Origin of the sequence: Actinospineispora acaciae DSM 45401, from assembly GCF_000620785.1 — a bacterium.
In the GTDB taxonomy this organism is placed as follows: domain Bacteria; phylum Actinomycetota; class Actinomycetes; order Mycobacteriales; family Pseudonocardiaceae; genus Pseudonocardia; species Pseudonocardia acaciae.
Genome location: NZ_JIAI01000003.1, coordinates 568,266 through 580,662, shown reverse-complemented (window position 1 = coordinate 580,662; position 12,397 = coordinate 568,266). Strand labels below are relative to the sequence as shown.

General features: G+C 70.9%; 10 protein-coding genes. 2 read left to right on the top strand and 8 right to left on the bottom strand.

The genetic code is table 11. The features are described 5' to 3' along the window. The first annotated feature begins 44 nt into the window (after positions 1-44). A complete protein-coding gene (locus N912_RS0119595; protein WP_028923744.1) occupies positions 45-542 on the top strand; it encodes a winged helix-turn-helix transcriptional regulator in 498 nt (165 codons plus the stop codon). Positions 543-548: 6 nt separating this feature from the next. On the opposite strand, the gene N912_RS0119590 is transcribed toward N912_RS0119595, so the two are convergent. The 8 genes from N912_RS0119590 to N912_RS0119555 form a co-directional block, all read right to left on the bottom strand. Further along, on the bottom strand, positions 549-1,268 hold the full coding sequence (locus N912_RS0119590; RefSeq protein ID WP_245645337.1) for a VC0807 family protein: 720 nt from the start codon (positions 1,266-1,268) through the stop codon (positions 549-551). A gap of 177 nt (positions 1,269-1,445) precedes the next feature. Next, the gene (locus N912_RS53155) at positions 1,446-1,637 is read right to left on the bottom strand and encodes a hypothetical protein (protein WP_037065387.1); all 192 of its coding nucleotides are present in this window, start codon (positions 1,635-1,637) and stop codon (positions 1,446-1,448) included. 121 nt (positions 1,638-1,758) lie between these two features. Beyond that, entirely contained in the window at positions 1,759-2,550 is a 792-nt protein-coding gene (locus N912_RS0119580; protein WP_028923742.1) for a DUF899 domain-containing protein, read from the bottom strand. A gap of 14 nt (positions 2,551-2,564) precedes the next feature. After that, entirely contained in the window at positions 2,565-3,782 is a 1,218-nt protein-coding gene (locus tag N912_RS0119575) for an MFS transporter (protein ID WP_051580437.1), read from the bottom strand. A 435-nt stretch (positions 3,783-4,217) separates the two neighbouring features. Further along, positions 4,218-4,934 carry a respiratory nitrate reductase subunit gamma gene (gene narI, locus N912_RS0119570; protein ID WP_028923740.1) on the bottom strand — a complete coding sequence of 239 codons (717 nt, stop codon included), beginning with the start codon at positions 4,932-4,934 and terminating at the stop codon, positions 4,218-4,220. Then, positions 4,931-5,662, bottom strand: a complete 732-nt coding sequence (gene narJ, locus N912_RS53150) for a nitrate reductase molybdenum cofactor assembly chaperone (RefSeq protein WP_064745324.1) — start codon at positions 5,660-5,662, stop codon at positions 4,931-4,933. The genes narI and narJ overlap by 4 nt, the downstream gene beginning before the upstream one ends. Then, positions 5,659-7,332 carry a nitrate reductase subunit beta gene (gene narH / locus N912_RS0119560; RefSeq protein WP_028923739.1) on the bottom strand — a complete coding sequence of 558 codons (1,674 nt, stop codon included), beginning with the start codon at positions 7,330-7,332 and terminating at the stop codon, positions 5,659-5,661. The genes narJ and narH overlap by 4 nt, the downstream gene beginning before the upstream one ends. A 1-nt stretch (position 7,333) precedes the next feature. After that, entirely contained in the window at positions 7,334-11,038 is a 3,705-nt protein-coding gene (locus N912_RS0119555; RefSeq protein ID WP_037065384.1) for a nitrate reductase subunit alpha, read from the bottom strand. A 199-nt stretch (positions 11,039-11,237) separates the two neighbouring features. Here N912_RS0119555 and N912_RS0119550 point away from each other — a divergent pair, with 199 nt between their 5' ends. Beyond that, positions 11,238-12,395, top strand: a complete 1,158-nt coding sequence (locus N912_RS0119550; protein ID WP_051580436.1) for an MFS transporter — start codon at positions 11,238-11,240, stop codon at positions 12,393-12,395. The last annotated feature ends 2 nt before the right edge of the window (positions 12,396-12,397 follow it).

Sequence of the window (12,397 nt, the reverse complement as noted above, 5' to 3'; positions counted from 1 at the left end):
CGGCATACTGGTATCAAGGTGCAACCGGTGCGGAGGTGAGTGTGGTGCGGAAGGACGTCCGGTCGGGGTGCCCGATCAGCCTGTCGCTGGAGATCTTCGGCGACCGGTGGACGCTGCTGGTGCTGCGCGACATCATCTTCACCGGCGCCCGGCACTTCCGTGAGCTGCTCGCCGGCCCGGAGCGGATCTCGTCGAACATTCTGGCCGACCGGCTCGCCGTGCTGGTCGATCACGGCCTGCTCACCAGGTCCGGGGATCCCTCGCACAAGCAGAAGGTCGTCTACAGCCTGACCGAGCGGGCCATCGAGCTGGTCCCGCTGTTCGTCCAGCTCAGCGACTGGGGCGTCCGCTACCTGCCGGTGGGCGAGGAGTTCGTGGCCCGGGGCGAGGTGCTCGGCGCCGGTGGCCCGCCGCTCTGGGAGGTCTTCATGGACGAGCTCCGCGAGACGCACCTCGGCCCGCACGCCCGTCAGGCACCGGCGCCGAACGGCCCCACCGTCGCGGACCAGATGCGCGACGCCTACACCGCGGTCGTCGGCTGAGAAACCTCAGGTCACGGTGACCGCGGCGCGGCCGAACCGCAGCCGGATGCCCTCGCCGTGCAGCTCGCGCTTGAACCAGACCAGCGAGGCCAGCGCCGCCACGGTGACCAGCGTGTACGAACCCGCCGTTGTCACCACCATGAAGTCGCCGAGCGAGGCCTGGGCCAGCGCCCACAGCGTGGTCACGCCGTTGGTCAGGAACACCATCGCCCACAGCAGCGACACCCGCCGGAAGAACCGCTGCACCCCGGGTCGGCTGGTCACCGTGCTGGGGAACGCGCAGAAGTCGTCGGCCAGCCTGGCGATCAGCGGCCGGCGCAGCGGCACGGTGGCCACCAGGACCAGCGCGTAGAGGAAGTTCTGCAGGGTGGGCTGGAGGAAATAGAGGAACACACTTCCGGTCGCGAAGCCGATCACGGTGCGGGCCACCAGCAGGGCCGTGGTCAGCACCAGGACCATCGGGATCGAGATGCCCTTGACCAGTCGCCACCCGATCGCGCACAGCGCCCACGCCACGGCGGCGATCAGCCCACCGGTCAGGTTCGTCAGGGAAAACAGCAGGTAGAACAGCCCGAGCGGGGCGAAAACCGTCTCGAACAGGTGCAGCACAGCGCGTCCCAGGTGCTTCGAGAGCTCCCCGAGATGGATGGTCTGGCGTTCCTGCATGGCGGCGAAGAGTAGCGGGAGGTAGCTGGGCGGGTCGGGAGGACCCCTTGCGGGCGACATTCGAAACGGGATGCTATCCGGTGCTTCGCTCGCAGCGTGTGAAATCGTTACTTTTGCAGGCAGCCGGCGCTGGAACGATCGAGTGACCCGACCGGGGCCGAAGGTCGACACGCGCTCGCGACACGCCGACCGACGGCCGTTCCCGCCGTGTTCCTGAGCATCCGCTGAGGCGAACCCTCAGGCATACGTTTTGACGATCACCACCGCGGCCGCGACCAGCGCCAACAGGCCGACGAGGCGGAGCCAGGGGATCCAGCTCCGCTGATGGAGGGTGCTCGAACACATCTGGAGGAACACGGCGGCCGAGCTCGGCTGCCGTTGCTGCCGGTAGGGGTCCATCCCGGACGGCTCATGCGGTGGGTCCTGCATCTCGCGCCTTCCGTGCCAAGGCCTCTCGTGCGGGCTTGTCTCAACGGAGCGCAAGGGTATCGCCTGCCGTCCTTGCATTTGCACGTGCATATGCAAGTGCTTGTTGCTTGCGCGGCCTGGCTCAGGTGTCGTACTCGTCGGGCAGGCGCAGGTTGGGGCCGCCGGCCTGCAGCCCGAGCGGGGTCGCCCGGCCCTTCGGCTCCTCCCACGCCTCCTGGCGGCCGAGCGCGGTGAGGTCGAGGTAGTTGTTGCCGCTGGTGAACTCCTCGATGCCGCGGCCGAACGTGGAGTAGGTGTGGAAGACCTCGTCGCCGACCCGGAGGAAGGCGCTGATCCCCGGCCAGTCGCAGTTCATCCAGTCCTGCCACGGCATCCCGGCCTCGGCGAGCCCCGCCTTGTCCTTGTAGAAGATCTGTACGGGCGCGACGCGGTCGTCGACGGTGGCGTGGAAGTCGTAGTTGAAGTCGCTGCCCGCCGAGGAGTACCAGGGGAACGTCCACCCCATGCGCTCGCGGTACGCGGCGAGCTTCTCGTAAGGCGCCCGCGTCACGGCGACCAGCGTGGTGTTGCGGACGTGCAGCTGGCGCAACCTGGCCGGGATCTGGTCGGCCGCCGAGGAACAGCTCGTGCATCCGGTGTCGCGCGGGCGCTTGACGCCGTCGGCGTCCACGTCGTTCATCCACATGAAGTGGTGCATGACCAGCTGGGGCCGGCCTTCGAACAGGTCGAGCAGGCCGACCGTCCCGTTCGGCCCCTCGAACTCGTACCGCTTGTCGATGCGGACCATCGGCAGCCGGCGGCGCGCGGCATTGGCCCGGTCGCGGGCGCGGGTGAGCTCCTTCTCGGTGGCCAGCAGCTCCAGCCGGGCGGCCAGCCATTCCTCGCGCGAGACCACCTCGGGCAGGTTCTCCATCGTCTTCTCCTTCCTTACTGTGCCGGTTCGGGCGCGGGCGGCCGGAGTCGGCCGGTGGCCAAGGCGGCCGCGACAGCGAGGACCGCGATGCCGATGCCGGTGACCACCGCGGCGGCGGGTGAGTAGGCGCCGACCGCGACGCCGCCGGCGGCGGATCCGGCCGCGATGCCGACGTTGATCGCGGAGGCGGGCAGCGACTGCGCCAGCTGGCCGCCGGGCCCGGCCAGGCTGACCACGCGGTACTGCAACGAGGGTGCCATGCCCATGCCGAACAGGCCCAGCGCGAGCAGCGCAGGCGCCACCAGCGCGGCGACGGTGCCGAACAGCTCGAGCGCGAGCAGGGACGCCGCCACGCCGATCGTGCCGAGGGTCAGCGTCCGGGCGGCGTTCCTGTCGGCGAACCGCCCGCCGCCGAACGAGCCGATCGCGGTGGCCACCCCGTAGGCCAGTAGGAACACGCTGACCAGCGCGCCGGAGACGCCCGTGACATCGCGCAGGAACGGCACGATGTACGTCACGGCCGCGAACAGCGCCGCGAACACCAGGAAGCTCAGGCCCAGCGCGGCGAGCACCCTCGGGGCGAACGCGTACCTGGCCTGGTCGCCGACTCCCCTGCCGGTGGCGGGAACCGAAGGGACCAGCACCAACGCGGCGACCAGCGAGACCACCGCCAGCGCGACCACCGCCACGAACGCGCCCCGCCAGCCGAGCGTCTGGCCGACCAGTGTTCCCGCCGGCACGCCGAGCGCGGCCGAGACCGAGACGCCGGAGATGACCGCCGACATGGCCCGGCCCATCCGCTCGGGCGGGACGACGGAGATGCCGGCCCCGAACGCCGCGGCGATGGACAGCCCCTGGACCGCGCCGGCGACCGTGCGCGCGGCCAGGAACAGTCCGTAGCTGGCCGTCACCACCGCTACCAGGTTGGCCAGGACGAACAGCGCGAGCGCGCCGACCAGGATCGTCCGCTTGTCCAGCCGGAGCGTCAGTGCCGTCAGGGCCGGACCGCCGAGGGCCAGCCCCAGCGCGTTCACGGTCACCAAGGCGCCGGCCGAGGGAATGGACACCTGGAAGTCCGCGGCGATCAGGTCCAGCACCCCGACCACGATCAGCTCGGCGGTGCCCATCACGAACATCGCGAGGAACAGCGCGGCGAGGGTCAGGTTCGCTCGGAGATCCGTCGGTCGGGTCGCCGTGCTCGGTGGGTGGGGCCGGTCGGTCGCCGGCGACATCGGATTCTCCTCTACTTCGTGTTCGAGACTGCTCTTGTTTTCGAACTACTGTCGGAGCGTACGGAGACTGGATCGAAAATGCAACTGGTTCGACAAGGAGGGCGATGTAGTGGACGTTCGATCGGCGCGGCGGTGGATCTTGGGCGACCGCGGGAGTGTGGGGGTCCGCGGTCGGGGCGCCGTGAGCGTGTCGTACGGAAGGTGACCGTTCGAGGGCCGTCGCCGCTCTGAAGATCATCAGGGCGTTATGGTTGTTTCGCGAGTGTTATAGCAACCGTGGTGACCTGATGATGTTGTACTTCCGCTAGACCGACGGTCGGTCTGGTCAGTTTGGGGCGGGGGTGCGGGCGGGGGGTTTGGGATCTGGCGGTCAGGGTGGCCCGGCGAGCTCCGAGGCGTCCTGGGGCGCGGACTTCGGGTACATGTCGGCGGCGGTCAGGTTCGTTCCCAGCCGCGCCTGGCCGGTCGGGTGGCGGGCGTCTCGGTTCGTGAGCGGTAGACGATGTACGGGCGGAACAGGTAGCCCAGCGGCGCGGTGAAGGCGTGTACCAGCCGGGTGAACGGCCAGATCGCGAACAGCAGCATGCCGATCAGGGTGTGCAGCTGGAACGCCGGGCCGGCCGCGCTCATCGCCGCGACGTCGGGCTGGAGCACGAACAGCGAGCGGAACCATGGCGAGACGGTGAGCCGGTAGTTGTGCTCGTCGCCGCCGGTCGCGCCGAGCAGCGTGGTGGCCAGGCCGGCGACGATGGCCGCGACCAGGACGACGTACATCAGCTTGTCGTTGCGGGTGGTGGCGGTGAACACCGGGCCGGTGGTGCGCCGACGGTAGATCAGGATGCCGACCCCGACCAGGGTGGCCGCCCCCGCGATGGCGCCGAGCACCAGTGCCTGCAGGTGGTAGGCGTGCTGGCTCAGCCCGACGGCGTCGGTCCAGGACTTCGGGATGACCAGGCCGATGACGTGGCCGATGATCACGACGAGCAGCCCGAAGTGGAACAGTGGGCTTCCGACCCGCAGCAGCCGCGACTCGTGGAGCTGTGAGGAGCGGGTGGTCCAGCCGAACCTGTCGTAGCGGTACCGCCAGATCGTGCCGCCGATCAGGATCACGACCATGACGTAGGGCAGCGCGCCCCAGAGCAACCAGCTCATGTGCGTACTCCGGGCATGCCGAGGTCCGTCCCGGTCGTCGCCGCCGTCGTTCGGGAGATAGACCGACGGTCGGTCTGTTTGGGGTGCGCGGTGGGCTTGGGTGCGGGCGGTTGGGGTGCGAGCGGTGGGAGGGGGTACGGACTCAGTTCGAGGCCGACCAGCTCGGGCGGTGGTGGCTCGGACTTCTGGCCGGCCACCCCGCGGGCGGGCGGCGGTCCCAGCAGCGCGCGGACCGCGTCGACCGGCGCGGCGTACGGGGTACGAGCGGTGAGCAGGGCGTCGTGCAGGCGCTCCAGCGCGGGACGGTGCTCCGCCAGCAGCGCGAGCCCGTCGGCGAGGTCCACGGTGGCGGCGAACTCCAGGATGGCGGGCAGGAAGTCGGGCAGCTCGGCGTCGTCGAACCGAGCCCCGGCCGCCCGGTAGCGGGCCTTGAGCGCGGCCAGCGATCCACCGCGGCGCCGGGTCTCGCCGTCGGTCCACCAGGTCAGGTAGAGGCAGCATCGCCGCCGCAGGTCGAACACCTCGACGTAGTGGCGGGCCAACTCCCCGGGCGCCATGGCCGCGACCCACGCCAGGAAGCCCGCGAGCCGCTCCCGTGACGCCCCGGCCGGCAACGCCTCGACGGCCGCGCTGACCAGCGGCAAGGCGTCGAACACGGACTCGTCGGGGTAGCGCAGGCACACCGAGGCGGCCTGGAGCACGACGGCCTCGCCCGGCACCCCGGTCACCGGTCTGCCTCCGGCGCCCGCCGAGGCGGGAACAGGCCGGGCGGGCGGCCCTTGCCGTCCCAGTTGAGCAGGTTGACCCTGGCACCCGGCTCACCAGGATCGGCGACGTGCTCGCCCGTCTGCCGCTCCCGCAGCGCATGAAACGTTTCAACCGAGACCGGTGCCGGCCGCCCGGACGCCTCCCCGAACGGCCCACTGCCGAGCATCCCCGGCCCGCCGTCGACGTCCAGGCTGCAGCCCAGCTCCTCCAGCTCGTGCGCCTCCCCGGCATGAGCGGTCGGGATCACGTACCGCTGTTCGTACTTCGCGATCGCCAGCAGCCGGTACATCTCGACCAGCTCGCCGCCGGTCATCCCCACGGCCGCCGCGATCGACTCGTCACGCGGCCGGTCCAGGGTCACGTCCCGCATGTACGAGCGCATCGCGGCCAGCTTGCGCAGCACGTCGCGCACCGGGACCGGGTCGCCGGCGGTGAACAGCTCGGCCAGGTACTCCACCGGGATGCGCAGCGCGTCGATGGCGCCGAACAGGTTGCCGGCGCGCTCGCCGTCGTGACCGGTCTCGGTGAGCCGCTCGACCACCGGGGACAGCGGCGGGATGTACCAGACCATCGGCATGGTGCGGAACTCCGGATGCAGCGGCAGGGCCACCCGGTACCGCTTGGCCAGGGTGTAGACCGGGGAGCGGCGGGCGGCGTCCAGCCAGTCCTCGCTGATGCCGTCGCGGCGGGCGGCCTGGGCCACGGCGGGGTCCGACGGGTCGAGCAGCAGGTCCAGCTGTGCCCGGTACAGGTCGCGCTCGGACTCCACCGAGGCGGCCTCGGTGACCCGGTCGGCGTCGTAGAGCACCAGCCCGAGGTAGCGCAGCCGGCCCACGCAGGTCTCCGAGCAGACGGTGGGCAGGCCGACCTCCACCCGGGGGTAGCAGAACGTGCACTTCTCGGCCTTGCCGGTGCGGTGGTTGAAGTAGACCTTCTTGTACGGGCATCCGGTCACGCACATCCGCCAGCCCCGGCAGCGGTCCTGGTCGACCAGCACGATGCCGTCCTCGGAACGCTTGTACATCGCCCCGGACGGGCAGGACGCCACGCACGACGGGTTGAGGCAGTGCTCGCAGATGCGCGGCAGGAAGAACATGAACGCCCGCTCGTACTCGAACCTGACCTTGTCCTCGGACTCGCGGCGGATGCGCTCCACGATGGGGTCGCTCGGTCCGTGCTCGGGCGCGCCCCCCAGGTCGTCGTCCCAGTTCGCGCTCCAGCGCACGTCCATCGGCTCGCCGGTGAGCAGCGACTTCGGCTGCGCGACCGGGAAGTCGTCGCCGAGCGGGGCCTCGGTGAGCGTCTCGTAGTCGTAGGTCCACGGCTCGTAGTAGTCCCGGATGTTCGGCAGCACCGGGTTCGCGAAGATCGACAACAGCTTGCGGAGGCGGCCCCCGGCGCGCAGCGACAGCCGGCCGCGCCGGTTGCGCACCCAGCCGCCGCGCCAGCGTTCCTGGTCCTGGTAGCGCCGGGGGTAGCCCTGGCCGGGCCGGGTCTCCACGTTGTTGAACCAGACGTACTCCACGCCCGCCCGGTTGGTCCACGCCTGCTTGCAGGTCACCGAGCAGGTGTGGCAGCCGATGCACTTGTCCAGGTTCATCACCATGGCCATCTGCGCCATGACTCTCATGTCAGTACTCCACCCGCTGGTTGGCGCGGCGGCGGATCACGGTGACCTCGTCACGCTGGTTGCCGGTCGGGCCGAGGTAGTTGAACGCGAACGACAGCTGCGCGTAGCCGCCGATCAGGTGCGTGGGCTTGACCAGGATCCGGGTCAGCGAGTTGTGGATGCCGCCCCGGCGGCCGGTGGTCTCGGACTTCGGCACGTTCACCACCCGCTCCTGGGCGTGGTAGACGAACACCGTGCCGGCCGGCAGCCGGTGGGTGACGACGGCGCGGGCGACCAGCACGCCGTTGCGGTTGACCGCCTCCACCCAGTCGTTGTCCGCCACCCCGATCGTGATCGCATCCGGTTCGCTGATCCACACCACCGGCCCGCCCCTGGACAGCGAGAGCATGAACAGGTTGTCCTGGTACTCCGAGTGGATCGACCACTTGGAGTGCGGCGTCAGGTACCGCACGGTGACGGAGGCGGCCGTGTCGCCCAGCACCGGCTCGCCGAACAGCCGGTGCATGTCCAGCGGGGCGCGGTAGGTGGGCAGCGCCTCGCCCAGCTCGTGCATCCAGTCGTGGTCGAGCAGGAAGTGCATCCGCCCGGTCAGGGTGTGCCACGGCTTGCCACGCTCGACGTTCACCGTGAACGGGGCGTAGCGGCGCCCGCCGGTCTCCGAGCCGGACCACTCCGGGCTGGTGATCACGGGCACCGGCCTGGCCTGGGTGTCGGCGAAGGTGATCCGCCGCTCCTCGCTGCCCTCGGCCAGGTCGGCGAGGCGCACGCCGGTACGCCGCTCCAGCTCGCGGAAACCCTGGACGGCCAGCCGCCCGTTCGTCGTGGCCGACAGCGCGAGGATGGCCTCGGCGAGCTTGGCGTCGGTGTCGATGGCGGGCCGGCCGTCCGAGGCGCCGCCGAGCATCACGCCGTTGCGGGCGCCCAGCTCGATGAGCTCCCGGTCGGGGCGGTAGGTGACGGCCTTGGTGGTCATCCCGAGCGTGTCCAGCAGCGGGCCGATGGCGGCCATCTTCTCCGCCACGGCGGGGTAGTCGCGCTCGACGACCACGAAGTTCGGCATCGTCCTGCCCGGTACGGGCGGTACTTCGCCGGCCCTCCAGTCCCGGACGCGGCCGCCGGGTTGGGCGGTCTCGCCGGGGGTGTCGTGCTGCAGCGGCACGGCGACCACGTCATGGCGCTTACCGAGGTGGATGCGGGCCAGCTCGGAGAACCGCCGCGCGATGGCGTGGAAGGCGTCGAAGTCGGTGCGGGCCTGGAACGGCGGGTCGATCGCCGGGTTGAAGGCGTGCACGAACGGGTGCATGTCGGTGGTGTTCAGGTCGTGTTTCTCGTACCAGGTGGCGGCCGGGAGCACCACGTCGGACAGCAGCGTGGAGCTGGTCATCCGGAAGTCCAGGGACAGCAGCAGGTCCAGCTTCCCGATCGGCGGGTCGCCCTCGCGCCAGGTCACGTCGCGGGGGCGGCGGTCCTCCGGGGTCTGCTCGGCGCGCAGGTTGTGGTGGGTGCCGAGCAGGTGCTTGAGGAAGTACTCGTCGCCCTTGGCCGAGGAGCCGAGCAGGTTCGCCCGCCACAGCGTCAGGCAGCGCGGCCAGTTCTCCGGGGCGTCCGGGTCCTCGATGGCGAACTTCAGCTTGCCGTCCCGGAGCTGTTCGGCGGTGTACTCGGCGCCGTCGCGGCCGGCCACCGTCGCCTCGTCGGCCACGTTCAGCGGGTTGCGGTCGAACTGCGGGTAGGACGGCATCCAGCCCAACCGCGTGGACAGCGCGATCGTGTCCATGGTGTGCATGCCCGCCAGGTGGCCGGCGCCGAGCGGTGAGGCCAGCGCGTCGGCGCGGTAGCCGTCGTATCGCCACTGGTCGGTGTGGGTGTACCAGTACGCGGTGCCGATCATCTGCCGGGGCGGGCGCTGCCAGTCGGTGGCCATCGCCATGGTCGTCCAGCCGGTGAGCGGGCGGCACTTCTCCTGGCCCACGTAGTGCGCCCAGCCGCCGCCGTTGCGTCCCATCGAGCCGGTGAGCATGAGCAGCGCCAGCACCGCGCGGTAGGTGGCGTCGCCGTGGAACCACTGGCAGATGCCCGCGCCCATGATGATCATGCTGCGGCCGCGAGACTCCTCGGCGTTGGCGGCCAGCTCGCGCGCCACCTTCGCGGCCAGCCCGGCCGGGACCGAGGTGATCGGCTCCTGCCAGGCCGGGGTGTACGGCTCGGACGGGTCGTCGTAGCCCGTCGGCCAGTCGCCCGGCAGGCCGTCGCGGTGAACCCCGTACTGGGCCAGCATCAGGTCGAACACGGTGGTCACCGGCGTGCTCCTGATCCGGCGGACCGGGACGCCCCTGCGCAGCACCTCGCCGTGGCCGTCGGCGGCGTCGAACCGGGGCAGCAGCACCTCGACGGCCTCGTCGCTCCCGTGCAGGGTGAGCCGCGGTGTCACCTCGCCCAGCTCGAGGTTCCACCGGCCGGCCCCGGTCTCGGTGTGCCGGAAGCCCAGCGAGCCGTTCGGGACGACGGGTTCGCCGGAATGCTCGTCGATGAGCACTGTCTGGAAGGCGGCGCCCTCGGAGGTGTCGCCGAGGTCGACGGCGGTGAGGAACCTGCCGGGGACGTACGCCCCGTCCTTCTCCTCCAGGCTCACCAGGAACGGCAGGTCGGTGTAGCGCCGGACGAAGTCGACGAAGAACGGCACGGTGCGCTCGACGAAGAACTCCTTCAGGATCACGTGGCCCATCGCCATCGCGAGCGCGCCGTCCGTACCCGGCTGCGCCGGCAGCCAGGTGTCGGCGAACTTGGTGTTGTCCGCGTAGTCGGGGGACACCACCACGACCTTCTGCCCCCGGTAGCGGGCCTCGGCCATCCAGTGCGCGTCCGGGGTGCGGGTGATCGGCACGTTCGAGCCCCACATGAGCAGGTAGGTGGCGTTCCACCAGTCGCCGGACTCCGGCACGTCGGTCTGGTCGCCGAACACCTGCGGGGACGCCACCGGCAGGTCTGCGTACCAGTCGTAGAACGACGTCATCGCGCCGCCGACCAGCTCGATGAACCGCGACCCGACCGCGTGCGACACCATCGACATGGCCGGGATCGGGGAGAACCCGGCGATCCGGTCCGGCCCGTACTCCTTGATCGTGTGCACGTGCGCGGCGGCGACGATCTCCACGGCCTCGTCCCAGGACACCCGCACGTGCCCGCCCTTGCCGCGCGCCTGCTGGTAGCGGCGGCGCTTCTCCTGGTCGCCGGTGACCTCCGCCCAGGCCGCGACCGGGTCACCGAGCCGCTTGCGGGCGTCCCGGTACATGTCCAGCAGCACGCCCCGGGCGTACGGGTAGCGCACCCGGGTGGGCGAGTAGGTGTACCAGGAGAACGCCGCCCCGCGCGGGCAGCCGCGCGGCTCGTACTCCGGGGAGTCCGGGCCGGCCGACGGGTAGTCGGTCTGCTGCGTCTCCCAGGTGATGATCCCGTCCTTGACGTAGACCTTCCACGAGCACGAGCCCGTGCAGTTCACCCCGTGCGTGGACCGCACCACCTTGTCGTGGCTCCACCGGTCCCGATAGAACACGTCGCCGTCCCGGCCGCCGCTCAGGAACTCCGCGCGCAGGTCTTCGCTGGTCTCCCGGCGGGTGAAGAAACGCCCGGTCTGGAGCAGGGCGTCGGCCGCGGGCCCGTCCAGCCGCCCACCGGTGTGCCGATGTCGCTGCCGGTGCTTGGGCATCAGGGCTCCCGTCTCTGACCGCCGCCAGAGTTACTCCGCCCGTCCCGTCCGGGCAAGACCTGCCGTCCACACTGATGACCAAGGTCCACACGGCCGAGTCACCTTTGCCCTCCCTGTCGCATGCTCGCGGTATAACACTGGTGACCTGGGAGGGAACGTGGCCGGGGACAGTCGACGAGGGGCCGCCGGGCCGGCGCCGATGCTCGCGCTGGCGACCGTCGGGTTCGCCCTGACGTTCTGGGCGTGGGCGCTGCTGTCCCCGCTGGGTGAGGCGCTGCGCCAGCAGCTCTCGCTCAGCGCGTTCGAGCAGTCGCTGGTGGTGGCCGTCCCGGTGATCGTCGGGTCGTTGGGCCGGATACCCGTCGGCGCGCTCACCGACCGGCTGGGTGCTCGCCGGATGTTCCCGATCGTGGCGCTGCTGACCGTGCTGCCGGTGCTCTACCTCGGCCACTTCGCCCAGTCACTGGCCGGGTACCTGGTCGGCGGGTTCTTCCTCGGCCTGGGCGGCACCACGTTCGCCATCGGGGTGCCGTTCGTGAACTCCTGGTACCCGCCGGAGCGGCGCGGGCTCGCGCTGGGCATCTTCGGCGCCGGCATGGGTGGCACGGCGATCTCGGCGTTCTCCACCGTGCAGCTCGCGGCGGCGGTGGCGCCGAGCTTCCCGTTCGACCTGGTGGCGGTCGTGCTGTTGGTGTACGCGGGGGTGGCGGCCGGGTTGCTGCGGGACCGGCCGGGGCGCGCGGTGGCGTCCGGCGGCGTGCTCGGCGGGCTGGCCGCGACCGTGCGGATGCGGGTCACCTGGCAGATGTCGTTCCTGTACGCGGTGTCCTTCGGCGGGTTCGTGGCGTTCAGCGTGTACCTGCCGACGTATCTGGTGATCGCTTATCACCTGGCGCGAGGCGATGCCGCGTTGCGCACCGCGGGGTTCGTGCTGCTGGCCGTGGTGATGCGGCCGACCGGAGGGTGGCTGTCCGATCGGTTCGGGCCGGTGCGGGTGCTCGGGTACTCGTACCTGGCGGTGGCGGGGTTGGCGGTGGTCGCGGCGTTCCGGTTACCGCTGATTCCGGTCGGGACGCTGGTGTTCTTGGGTATGGCGGCCGCTTTGGGTGCGGGCACCGGGGCGGTGTTCGCCCTGGTCGCGCAGCTGGTGGAGCCGGAGCGGGTGGGTGCGGTGACCGGCGTGGTCGGGGCCGCCGGCGGGCTGGGTGGGTTCTTTCCGCCGCTGGTCATGGGTTTGGTGTACGGCGCGCTCGGCGGGTATGCGCTCGGTTACCTGCTGCTCGCCGCGACCGCCGCGGGTGCGGCCGCGTTTACGTTGGTCACGGTCCGGGGGCGGGTTCCGGCCGGCTCGCGCTGAGC